Genomic DNA, 19976 nt, shown 5'->3' with positions numbered 1-19976 from the left:
TCTGCGGTGGAGGCTCTACCGATCTGTCGCGAGGATCGAGTAGCCCGCCTGGTGCTCGTCGAGATCGGCGCTGAGTCCGGCCCTCGCGGCACGCTTGCCGAAGTACCAGGCATAGGCGATGACTGCTGCTGTGTAGGCAACGCCGATGGCGATTTTAAGCTCCGGCGGGATCGGATTGGGGGTGACGAACCCTTCGATGAGTCCCGAGATGAACAGCATGAGGACCAGACCACCGGCCACGGTCAGCAGTGATCTGGCTTCTGAAGCGAGTTTGTTCCGCCGCAGCTGAGGTCCCGGCACCACCCAGGCGAAGAACAGTCTCAGTCCCGCCGCACCTGCGAGGATGATGCAGCTGATCTCGGGGATTCCGTGCGGAAGAATGTAGAGGAAGAAGTCCGAGCCGCGGTCGAACTCGAACATCATCGCACCGGAGAATCCGACGTTGACCGCGTTGGAGAAGAGTCCTGAGACGACAAAAATGCCGGTGATGCCCAGGAGCACGAACTGCACGGCGATCCACGCATTGTTCGTCCACACCCCGACTGCGAAGAACCCGTTCGGATTCTCCTTGTAGTACTCAACGAAATCATGCTCCGCGAACTGCTTGCGGAAGGCGTGGTCGCCGAAGGTCTCGAGAACCTCCGGGTGCATTCCCGCCCAGATCCCGGCCAGACTCGCCACTGCCAAGAAGCATGCGGCGACGATGAGGAAATCCCACCGGAGTCGATAGATCGACAGCGGCAGGCTGATGACGAAGAAACGAGAGAGACCGCTGAGGCCACCGGAGGGAACCGCCGAGAGATGGTTGCGCGAACGATGCACGATCGCCGACAGTCGTGCGGCTTCCAAGGAGTCGGGAGCCACCGTCATGATCCGAGAGAGGTCCTTCGACGCATCCCGATAGAGGTCGAGGAATCTGTGGGCCTGGGCCGGATTCAGCCAGTTCTTCTTCGCCAGCATGGACAGTTCTCGCCACTTGTCGCCGTGCAGTTCGGCCAGCAGATTCGGGTCCATGACTCAACCCTATCTGAGTGTCAGGCAGACCAGAATCTGTGTCCGAGGCGATCCGCAATGAAGTGGGGATGCGAATTATGACAGGATGGAATCGTGAGTACTTTGGTGACGGGCGAAGCCGTCGAATTGAGCATCCAGCCTGCGGCTTTGGCCGCGCGCGCGTTGAGCTGCCTCATCGACTACATCGTGTATTCGATCGTCAACATCGGGCTCCTCATCGCCATGTTCTGGTTCCTGCTGCAGGTCCTTGACGTCAACGAGCTCCTGCTGGCATCGGTGATGACCATCATGAGCATCTCGGTGTTCGTGCTCTTGCCGATGATCATCGAAGTCCTCACCCACGGCCGTTCGATCGGAAAGCTCATCCTGGGTCTGCGCGTCGTCCGCGACGACGGTGGGGCCGTGCGGGCCAGGCACTCGTTCATTCGCGCCATCCTCTGGCCCTTCGAGATCCTCTCCACCGGTGGCGGACTGGCAGCCCTCTCCGGTCTGGTCTCGCCACAGTCCAAGCGCCTCGGCGACTACATGGCTGGGACCTTGGCCGTCAGCGAACGCACCGCCCCACCCCAACCAGTTCACACACATGTCTCACCGCATCTGCAGAACTGGTTGGCAGAGACCGACATTGCCACGCTCCCTGCCGGGCTGCACCGCCGGGTTGTGCAGTTTCTGTCCATGGCTGAGAACCTGGGCCGCGATTCGCGCTGGGAGCGGGCGAAGGAACTCGCCACCGAGCTCAACCCCTATGTCGCACCCGCACCGCCAGAGGGAACGATGCCGGAACAGTTCCTGTCTGCAGTCATCCACCGACAGCGCTCGGCAGAGTTTTCGAAGCAGCAGCGCCGCAGTGAACAGTCACAGGCGTTCCGTGCAGGCGTCAACACACTCCCACATGGGCTGCATCTGCAGAACCGCTGAAGGTTTCAAACCCGGCCCCGCGCTCATCTCTCTACACTGAGATCCGCAGACTTTTCAGGCCCGGCCCCCGTCGTTTGGGGGTCGGACCTGAAGACGTCAGGGAAGCTCAGTACCGGTAATGCTCGGGCTTATATGGCCCGGCGACGTCGACGCCGATGTATTCGGCCTGCTCCTTCGACAGCTCGGACAGGTTCGCTCCGAGTGCCGGCAGGTGGAGGCGCGCGACCTTTTCGTCGAGCTCCTTCGCCAGGCGGTGCACATCGTTGTCGTAGCGTTCGGGGCTGACCCAGAGTTCGATCTGCGCGAGCACCTGGTTGGCAAAGGACGCGCTCATCACGAACGAGGGGTGGCCGGTGGCGTTGCCCAGGTTGAGCAGGCGGCCTTCGGACAGGACGAGGAAGTCCGTCTGTTCGCGGTCCAGACCCAGGTCGGTGGGGACGGGCACGCGCCATTCGTGGACCTGCGGCTTGATCTCGACCTTGGTGACTCCGGAGACCTTGGCCAGGCCGGCCAGATCGATCTCGTCGTCGAAGTGTCCGACGTTGCCGACGATCGCCCCGGGTTTGAGGCTGGTCAGCACCTCGACTCCGACCACCCGCGTGTTGCCTGTAGTCGTGATAATGATGTCCGCGGTCGGTGCCACCGCGGAGAGATGCTCAACCTGGTAGCCGTCCATTGTCGCCTGCAGGGCGCAGATCGGATCGATCTCGGTGACGATGACCCTGGCACCCTGACCACGCAGCGCCTCGGCGGCCCCCTTGCCGACATCACCATAGCCGACGACGACGGCGATCTTGCCGCCGATGAGGACATCTGTGGCGCGGTTGAGACCGTCGGGCAGGGAGTGGCGGATGCCGTAGCGGTTGTCGAACTTCGACTTCGTCACGGAATCATTTACGTTGATGGCGGGGAACGGCAGCTTGCCGTCCTCAGCCAGACGGTAGAGGCGGTTGACTCCCGTCGTGGTCTCTTCGCTGACACCCTTGATGCCTGCAGCCATGCGACCGAAACGTCCTGGTGCGGCCTCGAGCGATTTCTGCACCTGTGCCAGAAGGACCTTGAACTCTTCCGGGTCGTCCTCACCCGCGGTGGGCACTCCCCCGTCGAGCTCGGCCTGGGCACCCTTGAGAACGTACATCGTGGCGTCGCCGCCGTCGTCGAGGATGAGGTTGGCTCCCTGCGCGAAGTCGAAGATCTTATCCGCGGCCCACCAGTACTCTTCGAGGGTCTCACCTTTCCAGGCGAAGACCGGCACACCAGCTGGAGCGTCGAGGCTGCCGGTGCCGACGACGACAGCGGCAGCGGCCTCGTCTTGAGTGGAGAAGATGTTGCAGCTGGCCCACCGCACCTGCGCACCAAGCGCGACGAGGGTCTCGATGAGCACAGCCGTCTGCACAGTCATGTGCAGGCTTCCGGCAATGCGAGCCCCGGTCAGCGGCTTACTCTGCCCGAATTCTTCACGCAGTGCCATCAGCCCAGGCATCTCGCGTTCTGCCAGTCGGATCTGGTGCCGGCCGGCCTCGGCCAGGCTCAGATCGGCAACCTTGAAGTCGGTGGATTCGAGCACGGTACCTCCATGGAGAACGGAAACTGTTGTCGTCTGAGTTGAGTCTATTGCCTTCGGGCCTCGACGAAGTCACTGGCCTGTGCCGTCAATTCGCGCAGCCGCTGCGGGTCGCTGGCCTCGACGTTGAGTCGCACCAGGGGCTCCGTGTTCGACATGCGCAGGTTGATCCACCAGTCTTCGCCCTGCAGCCCGATGCCGTCGAGGTCATCGACCGTGTTGGCCGGGAAGTGAACGGATTCGGCCGAGAAGGCGGTGAGCACGGCTTCGGGATCGGTCACGGTGAAGTTGATCTCTCCCGACTGTGCGTAGAGATCGTAGTCGGCGACGAGTCGAGACGCAGGTGCCTTTGTCTTCGCCAGAGCGGCAATCAGGTGGCAGGCAGCGAGCATGCCGGAGTCGGCACCGTAGAACTCATCGAAGTAGAAGTGAGCGGAGTGTTCGCAGGCGAAGACGGCATGTTCGGTGCGCATGAGTGTTTTGATGCCCGAATGCCCGACCTTCGAGCGGACCGCCCGACCTCCGGCGGCTGTGATCGTTGCAGGCACGCTGCGGGAGGTGATGAGATTGTGGATGACCACAGGTTCGGTGACGCCGGCCGTCTTCGCACGGGCGATCTCACGTTCGGCGACGAGTGCACCGATCGCCGAGGGCGACATGGTCGCCCCGGTTTCGTCGATGAAGAAGCACCGGTCGGCATCTCCGTCGAAGGCCAGTCCCAGGTCCGCGCCGTGATCGAGAACCGCTTGGGAGACGTCGAGGAGGTTCTCCGGCTTCAGCGGGTTCGCCTCGTGGTTGGGGAAAGTACCGTCGAGTTCGGTGAACAGTCCGATGACGTCGAAGGGCACCTTCGCAAAACCGGAATCAGGGCCGAAGACCTCACCGAGGAGTTTGCCCGCCATGCCGTTGCCGCAGTCGACGATGACCTTCAGACCAGTGACCTCATCGACGTGCGTCAGCGTCCGGATGCGTTCGACGTAGCGTCTGCGCATGTCCGCGGCCGCAACCTCGTTGATGTCCACCGCGGGTGCAGAACTGTGTGAACCGTCGACGGCCCGGCCGAATGTCGGCGCCTGTGGTGCCAGCTCCTTGATTCGTCCCAGCCCTGAGGCGAGGCTGACTCCTGCGGCTCGGGGGCCGCAGATCTTGATTCCGTTGTAGTCGGCCGGGTTGTGACTTGCGGTGATCATCGCACCGGGCAGGTCGAAGATTCCCGAGGCGAAGTACAGCTGATCGGTCGAGCACAACCCCAGCAGCACCGCTCGATAACCGGCTGCCTCGATGCCTGCGGCGAAGGCGTGCGCGAAACCGGGAGAACTGGGTCGCATATCGTGTCCCACGACCACCTCGGCGCTCGATTCGAGCTCCGACATAGCGAAGGCAGTGGCCCAGCCGAGAGCGAAGAGCACATCCTCGTCGAGCTGATCAGGGATGCGGCCGCGAATGTCATAGGCTCCGACCGCGGATTCGAGCGCAGTCGTGCGGGCCTCGACGAGGTCTGGACTGGGACTCGGCACAGCTCCGGGCCTGGGGTCGGTCATGAGTCGCCGATGATGCGCAGGTGACCGTGTTTGCGGCCCGGCACGGATCCGTCGCTTCGCCTCTCAGCGCTCGACGACGACGCAGACGAGGGTGACGACGCTGCCTCGCCCGCACTCGCACCGTCTCCGGGGCGTCCTGCCGCTTCTCTGACGGCATCGGCGATGGCCAACAGATCGTCATGGGTGCGCTCGGGAGGCGCCTGCTCACCTCCGATGCGGATGAGCTCCCACCCCACCAAAGGGGTCAGTTTTGCGGCGTGGTCGGCGCACAGGTCATGGGCACCGGGCTCGGCGCGACGCGACAGCGGACCGATGACGACACAAGCATCAGCGTGCACGTACGTCATGGTGGCTGCGGCACTGCTCGAGCAGCTGACTTTTGAACACAATCTCACGGCTGACACAGTCAACCACTTTACACGCGAGTACCGCCTGTTCCTGTCAGCCAGGGCCGTATGGTCAGTACAATATTGACTCATGAGCACCAGGCGTCATCGTGATCGGCATGGCCGCGGACTGCGGTCCCCGCTGTTCTTGGCCGACGTCCCGGCCCGACTGCGCAGAGGGGAGAGCTTCGCTCGTGTCGCGGCCGAGGAGTTCGCCCGTTTCCGGGCGCAGGAACCGGCCCTGCTCGCCGAGGTGGTGCTGGCCATCGATGCGGTTCCACCGGCAAGTTCCACTGAGCCCGCTTTCGGCCGGGTCTTCCCGGCCACCGCCAACAGGCTCACGCACATCGTCCTCTACCGGCGAGTCATCGAATACCACAGCAGCGGCCAGCGTGATTCTCTCATCGCCGAGGTGGTCGCCGATCAGGTCGAGATCCTCCGGAACTCCTAGCGAAAGCGGATGCAGCCAACGCAGAAGCGTCTGCAGTCAGCCGAGGCGGATGTCGCGGTAGGCTACGCCGGCAGGTGCCGGTGCGGGCTGCACCGCAGAGATCCCAGAGTCCGTGGTTACCACATAGCTGGCGTGAACACCATCGGATTGCGAGCCTGAAGCGTTCTCCCCGCTGATGACGATGGCGCGGACCGCGTCCGGGGACACCTCGGCGGGGCTGAATTCGGTGGTGCCGGTCGGGTTGAGATCGATCGACTGGGGATCCGTGAGCGAACCATCGTCGAGCATGCCCCTCACCTGCACCTGTCCCTGTCCTGGTGAGAGGTAGAGCTTTCCGGTGCCCGTGCGCGGCAGGGCCATGATCTGTGAGTCAGCGAGAGTGTCGGTGGCGTTGATGCTGCCGAAGTCTGCACTGCCCTTCTCTCCGTCACGGCCGATGAAGGCGCTGGCCTGAATGCTCTGATCCGAGTCGAGGACGACACTCGTGGCGTCAAGATCGCCGAGGTCTGCCTCGGCGACTCCGTGTGCAACCACGGTCATCGATGAGCGGGGAATGTCGACCTCCCCATCGTGCCCGTAGGCCTTAAGCGATACCTCTGCCAGGTCATCGCCCGGGTTGGCCACGCGCAGGCGTGCGTCCTTCCCGTCGAGACCGGTGACGACCTGCTGCGAGGCGGCATCCGCTCCGCTGGTGGCCAGGTCGATGCCCTGGGGTGTCAGACCCTCGAGCACTGTCTCTTGGAGAGAGCCGGCCACGACTCCCCCGTCGACCTTGACAGCGACGGCCAGAGCCTCTGCACCGGAGGCAAGGCCTCCCAGTCGGATGGCTCGCTGCTTGCCGGCCTTGATGCTGACCTCTGTCGGTTCCCCGCGCTGTCCCGACGGCGTCATGAGCGTGACCTCAGCCTGGACGGGAACGTCGCCGGGATTGCTCAGCAGCAGTTGGGAATTCGATCCCGCAGCCCCGGAGCCAGCCAGAATTCTGAAGTTGCTTGCCGCTGACCCGCAGGTCAGAGTCGCGAGCCCAGTGAGGTCTCCAGATGTGCCTTCAACGGTCTGCACGCCGGTTGTCAGCGCCGGTGCCCCGGGGCGGGCGAAGCCGGTGATGAGCTTGGTCTGATCGATCGGGTCATCGCCGGAGACGAATCCGTCCGAACTGGGATTGTCGAAGTTTGCTGACCCGCCCAGGTCTGCCACCTGCAGACGCGCTGCGGAGACCGAACCGTCTGCGGCGCTGATCGGTGCAGAGGCGGAGACTGCGCGGGTGGACACGTTGGAGTCGTCGACGAACTCCGCGTCGGTGCCTTCTGCCTCGTCATCGGTCAGGAGCGGGCCGGGACAGATCACACGAGTGTCGGCCGTGGGCATTCGGACCTGCTCGGGGCTGCGATCGAGCGTGCCCGGGGTCAACGGGGTCAGGAATGAGGTCGTGGCCACAAGCACTCCGGGGACGGCGATCGCCGCGAAGGTCACGAAGCTTCGCATATGTCTCATGACTTCGCCTCCACAGTGTGCTCGAATGCTGACTGCTTGGTTGCTGGGCTCTCGGTTGCCGGTTCAGCCTTTCGCCGAGGCTTCACCCGCATCGCACGCCCAGTCTTGGCTCGCCCGGTCTTCGCACGACTCGTGCGTGACCACGCCTCGGTCTGGCGCTGGGACCCGAAGGGGATCGCAACGATGATGGTGAGGAGGCCGAGAATCCAGCCGACGATGACGCCCGGAGCATAGAGCGGGGAACCGTAGGTGAGCTCGACGTCTCCGCCAGCGGCCGGCAGTGAGTATTCGGAGGCCCAGCTGATCGTGGACTTCTCCGGCTTCGGCAGTTCCTTGCCATCGATGCTGGCGGTGATGTCTTCGGCACTGTCGGACACGATCAGGGTGCGCCCATCGTCGCCGGGAGCCACCTCGGCGGCGGTGCCGTGCATCGGTGCGGTGCTCATCGCACCGTCGGGTTCCCGCACCAGGAATCGGCCGCTGTAGGGGGTGTCAACCTGCCACAGTCCGCCGGATTCGGTTGGGCCGATCTGGATCACACCGTCGGCGGCGGCCACCGAGTTCGTCAGATTCTTCGCGCTCGAGTCGACCAGGACGAAGTCCACGCCCAGCTGGCCCAGGATGGGTCGGACGTCTCCTGCATCATCGGCTGAGAGTGCCGCGGCGGCCTGGGCGATGAGTGTCTGATCAGCGCTGATGGGCAGGGGTCTGCGCTCCCACGGCCACCCGCCGACCGCCTCGGCGGACCGGATGGTCGAGGTGCCGATGACGGTTCCGTCGGCGGATGCGAGGAGGCGGACACGAACCTCACCATCGACGACATCGAGGTGCAGCGTGCGTGACTGAGTGTCACCGGTGGCCCGATCGGCGGCCAGTGCCGGGACGGTGCCGTGTTCCTGGGTGGTGACGATGTCCGCCGAGGTGGTGCTGGGGCCGGCGCTGACGACGATGAGTCCCACGGCGGCGATGGCTACGAGCCCGGACAGGCCGCGCATGGGCAGTCGGCGGGAGTTCGTCGACTTCGTCGTCGTGGTTTGGGCACCGAGCGTGAGCAGCATGATCGACCCGAGGCTGAGCAGAGTCAGACCCGCGGCCGGATAGGAGCCGATGAGGCGGAAAGGCCCGGTTTGGGCGGGAAGGAGGATCTGGACGGTGGCCACCAGAAGACCGCCGAGGTAGAGGCCGACGGCCCACATCAGGCGGGACAGTCTGAGGTGAGCTTCGATGAGCGTGAGGAACGCGAGGATGAGCATCGGCAGCACCAGGATCGGTGCCCACAGCTGCAGCATCCCTGGGCTGATGCCGTTGATGCCGACAGCGCCGAGCAGATCGGCCAGCCAGGTCATGTCGATCGGTGAGGGGAAGCCGACCGCCAGGAGGTAGGTCGGTGGTGCCGGTGGGGCGAGGGTCTGGCCGGGCATGACGAAGATCGCGCCGGGGTCGGTGACGAGGCCGACCAGCCAGGGCCAGGCCAGGAACAGGGTTGGAGCCAGCAGCCACAGGTGGCGCAGTCCACGACCGGTGCACAGGAGCACTGCGGTGAGGATGATTCCCAGTGGCAGCATCAGCGGCACACCCGCGGTCATCAGGAACAGCAGAAGTCCGGCGGTTGCGGTGGCGGCGATCGACCCGGTGCGCAGGCTGCGTCGCAGGGCGATGACGAACAGAGGTGCGGCAATCCAGACGAAGATGACGCCGAGGCGGCCGTCCGAGAGCGCGGTGACGAAGAGCGGGGCCGCGATCCACAGCAGGGCGGCGAATCCGCGCACCCAGTTCCGTCTCACGATTGCGCCCGCAGCGCTGTAGGCGGCGATGACGGCAAGGATCGGGGCCAGGAGGATCAGGGTCCGAACCATGATGTCGACGTGGCCCAGGAACGGAACACTCAGGGCCGCCAGGAGCAGCTGGTAAGGATCGGCGGGGACTGCAGCACCGGTGGAAACGTCGAGATGGGGGCTGAGCAGGCGGGAGACCAGCTCGCCCAGGCTGACGTCGGTGGACCCGAGCGCACCGCCGACCAGGTAGCCGGGGCCGAAGAGTCGGAAGGAGACGAGGCCGCTGAGTGCCGCGGCTGCGATGAGGAGGTAGGTCAGGGGGCTGCGGAAGAGTCCCGAACCGCCGGTGACTTCGAGGCGTGAGAACGAATCGATTGCTTCTTCGGTGTCACCGACCGGGTTGAGTTCGGTTTCGTCGATGTGCTCCGGGCTCGATCCGGCTGCCGAGTCGGCTTGGGCCTGGCGGGCCTCCTCGGCGGAGTTCATGCTCCGGCGCTGGACGGCGAGTTCGTCCGGGTCCGCGTAGAGGGGTGCCACATGGGAGTCGGTGGTGCGTTTCGCCCGACGGCTGCGGCGGGCGTTGGATCGTCGCAGCCGCGAGGTGATGCGGGCGTCGGCGGCGAGTCCGAGAAGCGCGGAGAAATACCAGGAGGCGGCGCGGACGTTGTTCGACAGCAGTCCCGCCAGGGTGTTCTTCAGCTGAGTGAGGATGAGGAGGCAGAAGATGCCGGCGAATCCGGGGCAGGAGAGGCTGAGGCGGTAGCGCTGTTCGGTCCGGATCTGTGACTTCGACGCGGGTGGCAGTGGTGAGGAGCCCAGCTGAGCGGCCGAGCGTGCGGACACCGTCAGTCTGGCGTTTGGTGCAACGACGACCCTGCGACCGAGGTCGCGCAGTCGACGCGAGTATTCGAGACCGCGGTAGGACATGCCGAGAACACGGGAGGGAGCTCCGATTCTCTCAAGCTCCGCGGTGGAGATGAGCATGCCCGGCAGGTCGAGGCCCAGCGTCTCCGACTGACCGTCGCGCTGTCCCTGGTCGACCTCGCCGTCTCCGACTGGATTGACCCGGGCTCCAGCCGAGGTGGTGGTGACGCCGGCGGAGACGATGTGGTCTTCGTGCGTGATCTTGGGACCGACAGCGGCGATCGATTCGGTCGCGCCGATGGCATCAAGCAGCTCTTCGAGGCACTCGGGGTCGGGACGCGAGTCTGCGGAGAGGAACCACAGATGGGTGCTGTCGGCGACTTCGGGGAGTGCAAGGGCCTGTGTGACGGCAAGACCCCCGAGATCCACAACGGGGATCTCGGGGAAGCTCGCGTTCAGAGCTGTTTCAAGCTCAACCCTGCTGTTGTCGTCGCCTGAGGCGACGACAACGGTGACGGCAGGTTTCACACGACCTGTTTCTTGAGTCGACGGCGTTCGCGTTCAGACATTCCGCCCCAGATTCCGAAGCGCTCATCATTCGCCAGCGCGTATTCGAGGCAGTCCGAGCGGACGTCGCATGAGGCACAGACACGTTTGGCTTCGCGAGTCGATCCGCCCTTTTCGGGGAAGAACGCCTCGGGGTCGGTCTGAGCGCACAGCGCTTGGTCCTGCCAGGAAAGCTCGCCGTCTTCACCTGCTCCGAAGAGCAGTGAGAGCGGCGATACTGCGGAGTTGTCCGTGGGCAGCGGTGTCAGATCGTTCGGATCGATCGCTAATGGATCAGGCAGAGTATCCGGTGTACGCGCCCCCGGTTCGACGAACCAGTCTTCGGCACTTCGTGAAGTGACTCCGGGCGCGACTGTGGAGAGGTCTTCCCTCTCCTGCCTTTTGCTCTGTGCGCTTTGCACGGTTTTCCCCTTTCTCACGCTCAGCTCACCTACCACTGCGGGCTTCTGTTCCGGTACCGTTCGAGGAGTGAAATGGTCTGGGTGCGACCGACTCCCCGGATGGTTCCGGAGGTGAAGCTCGTGCTGACGGTATCAGCGTGGTGGGTGCTCGAATCCGAGAATTCGTGCTAAGTGCGTTCCCCTGTTAAGTATAAATTACACGCGTGTCATTACCGACTCGTCAAGCCCTTGTGGAGTATTGGCGGGGACGCATGTGGATTAATCGAACACACCTTCACATACACACGCACTATGAACACCACATATAGCGACCATCTGCTGATATTGACACAACCTGTGGTGAGCACCTGAACAAATCTGGAGAATTTCGAAATCATTCGCCGTCGGTGGGATTATGGAGACATGAGAGTCGAATCACTCGCGATCGCTGCCCGATCCCAGCATCCGCCCACTGAAAACGGGCGTGCAGGCGGCCCGAAGACGATAGAGACGCGATGATGAACGACCGACTGCTCACCGTGTATGCGCCTCCCGTCGAGGAGGACATCACAGCCGGGTCTGATCTGGCAGCGATACTTGTCAACGCTCTGCGCCGGAATCGGATCGACCTCAAGGACGGCGACATCCTCGTCATCGCATCGAAGGTTGTGTCCAAAGCGGACGGACGTCTGCGCAGTGTGAAGGACCGAGCGGAGTTCGAGGATCTGGTCAAGGATTCCTCGAATCACCTTGTTGCCGAACGGACCTATGCCTCGGGGTCGACCGTCCAGATCGTGCGCACCCATTCGGGCACCGTGCAGGCGGCGGCCGGGCTCGACCAGTCGAATTCGAGCGGCGCGGTCGTCCTCCACCCTCAGGACAGCGATGATTCGGCTCAGAAGCTGCGGCTGCGGGTCGAAGAATCCTTCTCGGTGCGGATCGGGGTCGTCATCTCCGACACCATTTCGCGGCCCTGGAGGATCGGTGTCGGCGACTTCGCGCTCGGTCTCTCCGGCTTCTCCGGACTTGATGATCAGCGCGGTAAGCCAGATGACGATGGCCGAATGCAGTCGGTGACTGTTCGCGCGGTCGCCGATGAGATCGCGGCAGCGGCAGATCTCGTCAAGGGATCATCACGTGGCCTGCCGATGGCGTTGGTCCGAGGCGCCGGCGGGTACCTGGACAACGGCCAAGCCGGGGCGAAGGCGCTGAGCCGCGACCTCGGCGAGGACTGGTTCCGCTACGGCCACGTCGAAGCAATCCACAGAGGGCTCGGAGTCACGAAGCTGCCGGGCCGCGCCGCTGCCGGAGACAACAGCGACGACATCCTCGAACGCGTCTCCCGAGCCATCCGCGTCGTCCGCGCGGGAACCACGCGCACCCCAGGGCAGGCGGCGTGGCGGATGCGCATTGAAGGTTCCGGATCCAGGATCACGCTTGCCCCCTCGGACTCTCCGGCGACGCCGCAGGCTGGTGGCCCTCCCCTGTTGGAGGCGATGGTCGGCCTCGGCTCACTCGTCGAGCGCATGCACACCGCTCTCTTCGCCGAGGATCTCAGCGCCACCACGAAATGGGAGTGGGCCGAGGGCGAACTCGGAGCATTCCCCCGCGGGGTGCGCATCAACATCGGACTCATCAACCACTGAACGTCGCAGGCATCGAACGATTCATCCTCATCCAGAAAGCAGGTCATCCCTCGTGGATCTCTCCATCATCAGCCGCACCGGCGGACCCATCCTCTTCTGGCGCGGCCCTGACTACGACCGACTCGATCTCACCGGTCCGGTCGTGGCCAACTGGGTGAACAAGGGTGTCGGTCTCTTCGGAGACTACGACCTCGGCCCCGACTTCACGCTCTTCGTGCCGATGCCTGCTGGACTGCACTGGCGTGAGCTCGTCGCGATCCTTGCCGTCCTCCTCGCCGATGGTCGCGTCGTACTGGGAACAGATACACAGTCCGACGATTCGATGGCCTCAACAGCCGCCTCGGCCGCACCGGAAGGTGACTTCCATGCCTTCGTGCCGCTGGGCTACGAGGACGATGTACGTCTCTCCGATGCTGAAGAGGTCTTCGTCTACAACCCACCGGCATTGGCTCTGAGCACCCCGGTCGGTGAGGACTTCATCGACGTCAACTCCGCGATCCGCGCCTACCCCGACGTGACGCCTCGGCGCCTCCAATCCACCGGGACTCTCATCGTCGGTGACCAGGAGGTCGAGTGGACCGAAGCACCGAAGGACTCCAAAATCGGCATCCTCGTTTCGAACTCGACTCCCCTCCCCGAGGAGTGGGCGACATTCCTGGGCCATCTTCTGCGCGGCGGTGAGTCGCTGCTGGCCAACGGGATGGACAAGGCTCGCATTACGGACCTGGCGAGCAGCCTCGGCGAGGTCCGTGGCAGACTGGGAACATGGACAAAGTAGTTGATACCCCCGCTGCCGCGGTAGCCGATATTGCAGATGGATCATCGATCGCCGTGGGCGGTTTCGGTGTCGTCGGCGTGCCCGAATTCCTGATCCGAGCGATCAAGGAACAGGGCGCCAAGGACCTCGAAGTGATCTCGAACAACGCCGGAGTCGACGGGCGGGGCTTGGGCCTGCTGCTCGCCGACCACCGTCTCCGTCGCATCATCGCCTCCTACGTCGGCGAGAACAAGGAATTCGCACGCCAGTACCTCTCTGGTGAACTCGAAGTCGAGCTCACCCCGCAGGGCACGCTGGCAGAGAAGATGCGTGCCGGTGGAGCCGGGATTCCCGCGTTCTACACGATCACCGGAGCTGGCACTCAGGTCGCCGACGGCGGCATGCCGTGGAAGTACGACACAGAGGGCAACGTCGTCAAGGAATCACCGGCCAAGGACACCCGGGTCTTCGACACCTTCGGCGAAGAGAAGGAATACGTTCTCGAAGAATCGCTGGCACCCGATTATGCGCTCGTTCGCGCCGCTGTCGGAGATCGTCACGGCAACCTCGTCTTCCACTCATCGGCCCGGAACTTCAATCCCCCGGCAGCGCAGTCGGCTCGGATCACCATCGCCGAGGTCGAGAAGCTCGTCGAGCCCGGCGAGATCGACCCCGATGACGTGCACGTACCCGGCATCTTCGTCCACCGCGTCGTCGAGCTGACCCCGGAGCAGGTGGCCGACAAGCCCATCGAGAAACGCACCGTTCGCACAGAGCCAACCGCTGTAGAGGGCTGAGGAGAACCAGATATGTCATTGACAAGAAACCAGATGGCGGCCCGCGCAGCCCAGGAACTCGAAGACGGAAGCTACGTCAACCTGGGCATCGGAATGCCGACACTCGTACCCAACTACCTGCCCGAGGGAGTCGATCTCGTCCTCCAGTCGGAGAACGGCCTGCTGGGCGTCGGCCCCTACCCCACGGAGGAAGAGATCGACCCTGATCTCATCAACGCCGGCAAGGAGATCGTCACGATGGCCCCCGGTGCCTCCTACTTCGACTCTGCTGCCAGCTTCGGCATGATCCGCGGCGGCAAGGTCAATGCCGCGATCCTCGGCGCGATGCAGGTCGCCACGAACGGCGACATCGCGAATTGGATGATCCCCGGCAAGATGGTCAAGGGCATGGGCGGGGCAATGGACCTGGTCCACGGCGCGCAGCGCGTCATCGTCATCATGGACCACGTTGCCAAGGACGGCTCACACAAGCTCCTGCCCAGCTGTGAGCTGCCGCTGACCGGCAAGGGCGTCGTCAGCCGTGTCATCACCGACATCGCAGTGCTCGACGTCTCCGGAGACTCATTCACCCTCGTCGAGCTGGCTCCCGGGGTCACCGTTGAGGAAGTCAAGGAGAAGACCGGCGCCGAGGTAAACGTCCCCGACGACGTCCCCACTATCAGCGTCGACGCTGCCTGAATCACCGCGCGATAGCGCGGTTGCCGGGTCCTGTGGTCCCGGCAGTCTGAAAAGAGGCCGTCCTGAGCCGATTCCTTTTGAGGAGTTCGGCCCAGGGCGGCCCTTTTCACGTGCGAGGAATGCTGTGCAGACGTCATGGGGCGAAGCGCGGTGCAGGCGTCATGGGGCGGGAGCGCTTCGCCTCTTAACCGTCGGCGATCATCCTATTCGCCGTCCCGCGTACCACGCACCGTCGGACGTTCAGCACCTCGTCACCCACACGGACAACAGCTCACTCAGCACCACCTACACTCCATGCAAGACGCCACCGCAGCAATGGGTTGATCCGCTGCTCACGGTACGGGGTGCTCGCGAAATCTGAACGATCCGAGAGACTCGAGAGATCCAGTCGCAGCTGGTTCAGACGGAGGGCAGCGTAGCGTCGAGACCGGTAGTGGCCACGAACAGATCTCCATGGCCGTCTGCGGTCACTGTGGGCTCGTTGGCCGCGATGAACACACTCTGGCCACGTGCGAGTGTCACTGTGGACCCGAGGGACGTCAGAGTGACGCTGCCCGAGGTGCACAGGGCGATGCTCGCGCCTCGGCGTTCGACCTGTGTCAGTCGTGGGCAGCGCAACGACTGCAGGGCGAAGTCTTCGGTCGCGCCGAGGAGGATTCCGTCACGGTCGGGTTCGACCATCCGAGGTGTGGCCGAGGTGAACTTCGCAACCTTGCCCAGCTCCGGGATGTCGATGTGCTTGTTCGTCAGTCCACCCCGCAGGACGTTGTCGCTTGAGGCCATGACCTCGATCCCGGTCCCACCCAGGTAGGCGTGGAGCACGCCTGATTCCATCGCGAGGGCTTCCCCGGGCTGTAGGTGGACGCGATTGAGCATGAGCGCCACCAGCACTCCGGGATCGGAGGGATAATCGGCCACAAGTTCCTGGAAGGTCTCCGCAGGATCGACGGCTGTGCCCGAACGGCTGATGTGGCCTTCGGGCAGTTCAGCCAGATCCTGCGCGGCGACTTCGTCAACGAATGCAGCGGACCGCGAGTCGCCGAGGACGAGTTCGACCGTTTTGGCGAAAGCCTTGGCCTCAGTCAGGGACTTCAGCGCGGAGACCACATCACCCAGAAAGTCCAGGGAGACCGGCGACAGAGACAGCGAGAGCAGACGTTCGAAGGTTGCTCGCACGGCCTTACGCGACCGGAATCCGGTCAGCGCGTGGAATTCGGTGAGGGCGTAGATAAGCTCCGGCTTCGCGGAGGGATCTTTGTAGTTTCGGGTCGGTGCGTCGAGATCGGGGCCCTGCGATTCTTCGCGGGCGAATCCGATGGCCGCCTGCTCGGGATTCGGGTGAACCTGGATCGAGAGCGCCTTCTGCGCGGAGAGGACCTTGAGCAAAAAGGGCAGACGCGGCCCGAAGGCGTCCAGCGAATCGTGGCCCAGCAGTCCGTCTGGATCACCGGCGAGATATTCGATGAGGTTGGGGCCGACCGTATTGCTGGCCGTCTTCACGTCCAGAGATGATGATGCCCCCTGCTGCGCGGAACGGTGCGTCGAGCGCTGCTGATCAAACTGTCCTGCGTCTAGATGGGAGGGGCTCATAGGGTGGGCTCCGAGCCACAGCTCGGCGCAGGGAGTGCCGTCGGGAGCGGTTCCCAGGATTGCCGGGATCGCGTCCGTGCTGCCCCACGCAAAATTCTTGACCGTATTGTGCAATCGACGCACTGTCTTGGTCCCCTTCGGCTGGACTCATCGGATGAACATACGCACTTGCTGTGCGTGTTTCTCCACGTTAGCGCGTTCATCTCGACTAATCATCGATTTCGGGAGTGCCTTCACTGACTGTTCAGCTAAGGACATCTGCTGTTCACCAGGTGCGACCAGGGCGAATAGAAAAGCACATGGGGATGGCCGGACGAGAAGAGTGAGGCGGTCCGCAATTCCGGCCTGAGGAGAACTGGGACCGGGCGGTGCATGGTCCGGAGACCAAAACGTCTCGTGGCCGGTTCCTTTCAGAACCGGCCACGAGACAGTGGGACTTTCTGCGAAGCCTCACCCAGCTCCTAGCTGAGGCGAGGTCGCTGTGATCAGCCGACTACGCGGATGACCTTCGCTCCACGATTGAGCATCCAGCTGTAGCTGCGCTTCGTCGTGTTCGTCCGGGTCGAGCCCGCATCGTACATCTGCCCCTTGGTTTCAGAGATGATGCCGATGTGGCCTGGGATCCAGATCAGATCGCCTGCTTTGGCCTGGCTGACCGGAATGACCGTCCCCGCGTTGCGCTGCTGGCTGGTTGTACGCGGCAGTTTGATGCCGTGCTTGCCATAGACGTACTGGGTGTATCCAGAGCAGTCCCAGCCCTTCGTCGGAGAGGTTCCACCCCAGACGTACCTCACGCCGAGGTGGCCCTTCGCTTCGCTGATGATGGAGTCACGCTGAGCCTGGATCTTCTCAGCCTTGGACGGCTTGTCCTTCTTGTCTTTTTTGCTGTCCTTCGGCTTGTCCTTCTTGCTGTCCTTGGACTTGTCGCCATCCTTGGACTTGTCGTTCTTCTTATCGTCCTTAGGCTTGTCAGACTTCGACTTGCCGTCGTCCTTCTTATCGTCCTTGGCCTTGTCATCAGCCTTGGACTTGTCATCCTTGGAACCCTTGTCGTCAGCCTTGGCGTCTGTAGAACCTTCCCCGGAGTCTGCAGCCGCACCGCCATCGGTGGCCTTGTCGCCCGGTGGCGCCGACTCATCGGCACCACCGGAAGCGTTGGCATCATCGGAATCGCCCGGACCATTGTTGTCGACTACGCCGCCTTCAATGGTTCCCTTGGGCGAGAACTCCGTAGTCCCGTATCCCTCGGCCCAGACAAGTCGAGCGCCTTCGAACAGCTGCTCGCCTCTGCCGTCCTTGTAGACCGGGTCTGAGGTGGGGTAACCGAGGTGTCCCTTGACGGTACCTTTGTCAGCCCAATAGTTCAGGAGCGTGCCGGTGGTGTAGTGAGCACCGGTGTCCTTGGACCAGTAGATCTTGCCCTTCTGGAACGACTGTGCCGATCCCCCGTCTTTCAGGCCGCCCTTCTCTTGCGAGGTGGGCAGGCCCAACCGGGTGACAACGTCACCCTTATACGAGTTCTTGATCGCACCGGTCAGGTGGTAGGCACCGGTCTTCTTGGACCAGAAGACGTTGCCCTTCTCGTAGCTGCGGGTACGTGCCCCGTCAACGCCCTTGACATCGTGTTCCTTGCCAGTGGCCTTGCCGAGTTCCTTCGTGTGGTCGGCAGCGTACTTGTCGATGGCAGTCTTGGGCTTCGGCGTTGCCTTCTTGCCATCGTCCTTCTTCTTGCCATCGTCTTTCTTGCTGTCGTCCTTTTTCTTGTCGTCCTTCTTCTTGTCGTCCTTCTTCTTATCGGACGGCAGTTCGCCGGACTTCGTGATGCTGGTGACAGTCGAGCGGATTTCGCCCATCTTGGAGTAGAAGGCATCACCGGGGCAGCTGGTGTTCGCGAGGTCGCGGTGTGCGACGACGGTCGATTTGCTCGGCTTGACGCCATCGAGTGAGAGCTTCCAGGCGATCGCCGAGGCGACTGCGTCCCGGGTCTTCTTCGGCGGGGCCGACTTGTCATAGGAGCCGATCACCGAGATGCCGAATGTTCCGGTGTTGTGTCCGGCAACGTGGGCACCGACGACGGCTTTCTTGATGTCGCCGCCGCGGGCCTGCCAGAGGCGACCGTACTTATCGGCGATGACGTTGTATCCGATGTCGCTCCAGCCGCGACCCGACTGGTGGTAGGACTGGATACCGCGCAGGACCGAGGGAACGTCTTCAGCAGAGTAGCTGTTCGAACCTGCGGTGTGGTGAACGACCGCCTGCTTGATGCCGCTGGCATAGTCGGGGCTGCCCTTGTATGCCTTGGCACCCCAGGAGGAGCGCGAACCGATCTTCGGCTTCGGCACCTTGGCCGATTTCGCCACGTTGTTCACGGAAGAAGATCCGGGAACGTAGTTCTGATTGGTGACCTCGGCCTGACCCGATGCAGCCACATTCTCGGTGTTCGCAGCATCGGCGGTCGAGCCGGAGCTCGTCTCCGAGGTGTCGGCATCGGTCTCGGCGGAATCTGAGTTCTGCGGTTCGATCTCGACAGGAGCATTCTCCGCCACGGCGGCAGCATCGTTGGGATTCTGCTTCGGGTCGACGAGTACGAGCTCGGCGTCGCTGGGAGCCTTGTCGCCCAGGATGCGCATCTGCACACCCGAGGCACGGTTGACGGTGAACGGCTCGGAGCCTTCGTTCTTCGCCTGCTCCTGCTTCTCCTCATCCAGAGACTCCCAGTTACCCCAATCAGAACCACTCTTGACGCGGACCTGAATGCGGATATTGGACTGCGTTTGGGAGAAGGTGAAGCCGATGAGGCTCGGGTTGTTGGTCGGAACGTCGAGAACGTCGGAGATCAGCGCAATGTTGACGCCGTCCTCGGTCTTCTGACGTACCGAACCCGAGATGTCATCGCTGTCCTTCGAGTCCTCAGAAGATTCGGAGCCCTTGGATGTCTCGCCATCGGACGCTCCATCCTTCTTCTCCGACTCTTCAGCAGACGCCGATGGGTCAGCCTTCGGCGCGGAGTCTTCCGATGCAGCCGCTTCGCCTGCACCCTCAGGTGAGGACAGTCCTGCAGAGACAGGATTGATCGACCCTGTGGAGCCGGCAGCAGCACCGGAACTCGCGTTGACGAAGGCTGGCACCTGCGTCGAGGCGGCAGCCGTCTGCGACTTGAAGATGTTCGGCAGATTGCTGGTTGTGCTTTGGTTGGCAACGCTGGCAGAGGAGTCACTGGAATCACGGGCGCCGGGGACATTGAGTCCGTCTTCGCTCACGCTCAGCGCCTCTTGGGTCACTTCCGGCTCAGTCGATGCCGCGAAGGCAGTCGGTGCCGTGACCGCTAAGGTGCCGACGAGTGCGACTGTTGCGCAGCCCGCGACTGTGGGCAATAAGTATTTCATCGTTCAGCCTTTTCGAGGAAGTCAGGGAAGTTCAGGCCCTGGAATCATCTCACCGTTGGCAGGACGGTGGGTAATCCCAACATCTCAAAATTGTTACACATATACGGCGTGTCACACTAGCCAAATTACAAATTAATCAAATTACACCAGTGTGGTTCCCAGTGTTTG

15 protein-coding genes are annotated in these 19976 nt (G+C 63.2%); 6 read left to right on the top strand and 9 right to left on the bottom strand.

Translation table 11 applies throughout. The features are described from left to right. Window positions 1-15: 15 nt before the first annotated feature. Window positions 16-1014 carry a stage II sporulation protein M gene (locus tag BSP239C_RS01205; protein ID WP_101569785.1) on the bottom strand — a complete coding sequence of 333 codons (999 nt, stop codon included), beginning with the start codon at window positions 1012-1014 and terminating at the stop codon, window positions 16-18. Between the two features lie 93 nt (window positions 1015-1107). Between BSP239C_RS01205 and BSP239C_RS01200 the strand changes: the two genes are divergently transcribed. After that, window positions 1108-1932 carry an RDD family protein gene (locus BSP239C_RS01200; protein WP_257929995.1) on the top strand — a complete coding sequence of 275 codons (825 nt, stop codon included), beginning with the start codon at window positions 1108-1110 and terminating at the stop codon, window positions 1930-1932. Window positions 1933-2038: 106 nt separating this feature from the next. On the opposite strand, the gene ahcY is transcribed toward BSP239C_RS01200, so the two are convergent. Genes ahcY through BSP239C_RS01185 form a run of 3 tightly spaced genes read right to left on the bottom strand, consistent with a single transcriptional unit; the run spans window position 2039 to window position 5384 of the window. Further along, on the bottom strand, window positions 2039-3499 hold the full coding sequence (ahcY, locus tag BSP239C_RS01195) for an adenosylhomocysteinase (RefSeq protein ID WP_101569783.1): 1461 nt from the start codon (window positions 3497-3499) through the stop codon (window positions 2039-2041). A 44-nt stretch (window positions 3500-3543) separates the two neighbouring features. Further along, window positions 3544-5037: a phosphomannomutase/phosphoglucomutase gene (manB, locus tag BSP239C_RS01190; RefSeq protein ID WP_101569782.1), complete on the bottom strand. Its 1494-nt coding sequence runs from the start codon at window positions 5035-5037 to the stop codon at window positions 3544-3546. Further along, on the bottom strand, window positions 5034-5384 hold the full coding sequence (locus BSP239C_RS01185; RefSeq protein ID WP_374701004.1) for a DUF3499 family protein: 351 nt from the start codon (window positions 5382-5384) through the stop codon (window positions 5034-5036). The genes manB and BSP239C_RS01185 overlap by 4 nt, the downstream gene beginning before the upstream one ends. Window positions 5385-5514: 130 nt before the next feature. Here BSP239C_RS01185 and BSP239C_RS01180 point away from each other — a divergent pair, with 130 nt between their 5' ends. Further along, window positions 5515-5874, top strand: a complete 360-nt coding sequence (locus BSP239C_RS01180; RefSeq protein ID WP_101569780.1) for a metallopeptidase family protein — start codon at window positions 5515-5517, stop codon at window positions 5872-5874. Between the two features lie 36 nt (window positions 5875-5910). Here the strand turns inward: BSP239C_RS01180 and BSP239C_RS01175 are convergent, their stop codons facing one another. From BSP239C_RS01175 to BSP239C_RS21255, 3 genes are read right to left on the bottom strand one after another with little or no spacing between them, the layout of a single operon-like run. Beyond that, window positions 5911-7368, bottom strand: coding sequence for a DUF5719 family protein (locus tag BSP239C_RS01175; protein ID WP_101569779.1), 1458 nt, complete (start codon window positions 7366-7368; stop codon window positions 5911-5913). Continuing rightward, window positions 7365-10535, bottom strand: a complete 3171-nt coding sequence (locus BSP239C_RS01170) for a glycosyltransferase (RefSeq protein ID WP_180958874.1) — start codon at window positions 10533-10535, stop codon at window positions 7365-7367. Before BSP239C_RS01170 ends, BSP239C_RS01175 begins: the two co-directional genes overlap by 4 nt. Then, window positions 10532-10975, bottom strand: coding sequence for a WhiB family transcriptional regulator (locus BSP239C_RS21255; RefSeq protein ID WP_308298048.1), 444 nt, complete (start codon window positions 10973-10975; stop codon window positions 10532-10534). The genes BSP239C_RS01170 and BSP239C_RS21255 overlap by 4 nt, the downstream gene beginning before the upstream one ends. Before the next feature lie 497 nt (window positions 10976-11472). On the opposite strand from BSP239C_RS21255, the gene BSP239C_RS01160 reads away from it, so the two are divergent. Genes BSP239C_RS01160 through BSP239C_RS01145 form a run of 4 tightly spaced genes read left to right on the top strand, consistent with a single transcriptional unit; the run spans window position 11473 to window position 14832 of the window. Next, window positions 11473-12600, top strand: a complete 1128-nt coding sequence (locus BSP239C_RS01160) for a coenzyme F420-0:L-glutamate ligase (protein ID WP_101569905.1) — start codon at window positions 11473-11475, stop codon at window positions 12598-12600. A gap of 52 nt (window positions 12601-12652) precedes the next feature. Further along, window positions 12653-13378, top strand: coding sequence for a hypothetical protein (locus BSP239C_RS01155; protein WP_101569778.1), 726 nt, complete (start codon window positions 12653-12655; stop codon window positions 13376-13378). Beyond that, window positions 13366-14154, top strand: a complete 789-nt coding sequence (locus tag BSP239C_RS01150) for a CoA transferase subunit A (RefSeq protein WP_101569777.1) — start codon at window positions 13366-13368, stop codon at window positions 14152-14154. The genes BSP239C_RS01155 and BSP239C_RS01150 overlap by 13 nt, the downstream gene beginning before the upstream one ends. A 12-nt stretch (window positions 14155-14166) precedes the next feature. Then, complete coding sequence (locus tag BSP239C_RS01145; RefSeq protein ID WP_101569776.1) at window positions 14167-14832, top strand: CoA transferase subunit B; 666 nt, start codon at window positions 14167-14169, stop codon at window positions 14830-14832. Between the two features lie 399 nt (window positions 14833-15231). Here the strand turns inward: BSP239C_RS01145 and manA are convergent, their stop codons facing one another. Beyond that, the gene (gene manA, locus BSP239C_RS01140; protein ID WP_101569775.1) at window positions 15232-16545 is read right to left on the bottom strand and encodes a mannose-6-phosphate isomerase, class I; all 1314 of its coding nucleotides are present in this window, start codon (window positions 16543-16545) and stop codon (window positions 15232-15234) included. Between the two features lie 362 nt (window positions 16546-16907). Then, complete coding sequence (locus BSP239C_RS01135; RefSeq protein WP_257929994.1) at window positions 16908-19808, bottom strand: NlpC/P60 family protein; 2901 nt, start codon at window positions 19806-19808, stop codon at window positions 16908-16910. Window positions 19809-19976: the final 168 nt, after the last annotated feature.

Origin of the sequence: Brevibacterium sp. 239c (assembly GCF_900169365.1) — a bacterium.
Taxonomy (GTDB): Bacteria; Actinomycetota; Actinomycetes; order Actinomycetales; family Brevibacteriaceae; genus Brevibacterium.
This window is presented reverse-complemented; position numbering and strand designations above follow the sequence as displayed.

Bases quoted from the DNA above. Each gene is read 5' to 3' on its own strand.
- BSP239C_RS01145 (WP_101569776.1), top strand. From the start codon at position 14,167: ATGTCATTGACAAGAAACCAGATGGCGGCCCGCGCAGCCCAGGAACTC.
- BSP239C_RS01150 (WP_101569777.1), top strand. From the start codon at position 13,366: ATGGACAAAGTAGTTGATACCCCCGCTGCCGCGGTAGCCGATATTGCA.
- manB (WP_101569782.1), bottom strand. From the start codon at position 5,037: ATGACCGACCCCAGGCCCGGAGCTGTGCCGAGTCCCAGTCCAGACCTC.
- BSP239C_RS01185 (WP_374701004.1), bottom strand. From the start codon at position 5,384: ATGACGTACGTGCACGCTGATGCTTGTGTCGTCATCGGTCCGCTGTCG.
- BSP239C_RS01175 (WP_101569779.1), bottom strand. From the start codon at position 7,368: ATGAGACATATGCGAAGCTTCGTGACCTTCGCGGCGATCGCCGTCCCC.
- BSP239C_RS01160 (WP_101569905.1), top strand. From the start codon at position 11,473: ATGAACGACCGACTGCTCACCGTGTATGCGCCTCCCGTCGAGGAGGAC.
- BSP239C_RS01135 (WP_257929994.1), bottom strand. From the start codon at position 19,808: ATGAAATACTTATTGCCCACAGTCGCGGGCTGCGCAACAGTCGCACTC.
- BSP239C_RS01205 (WP_101569785.1), bottom strand. From the start codon at position 1,014: ATGGACCCGAATCTGCTGGCCGAACTGCACGGCGACAAGTGGCGAGAA.
- BSP239C_RS01180 (WP_101569780.1), top strand. From the start codon at position 5,515: ATGAGCACCAGGCGTCATCGTGATCGGCATGGCCGCGGACTGCGGTCC.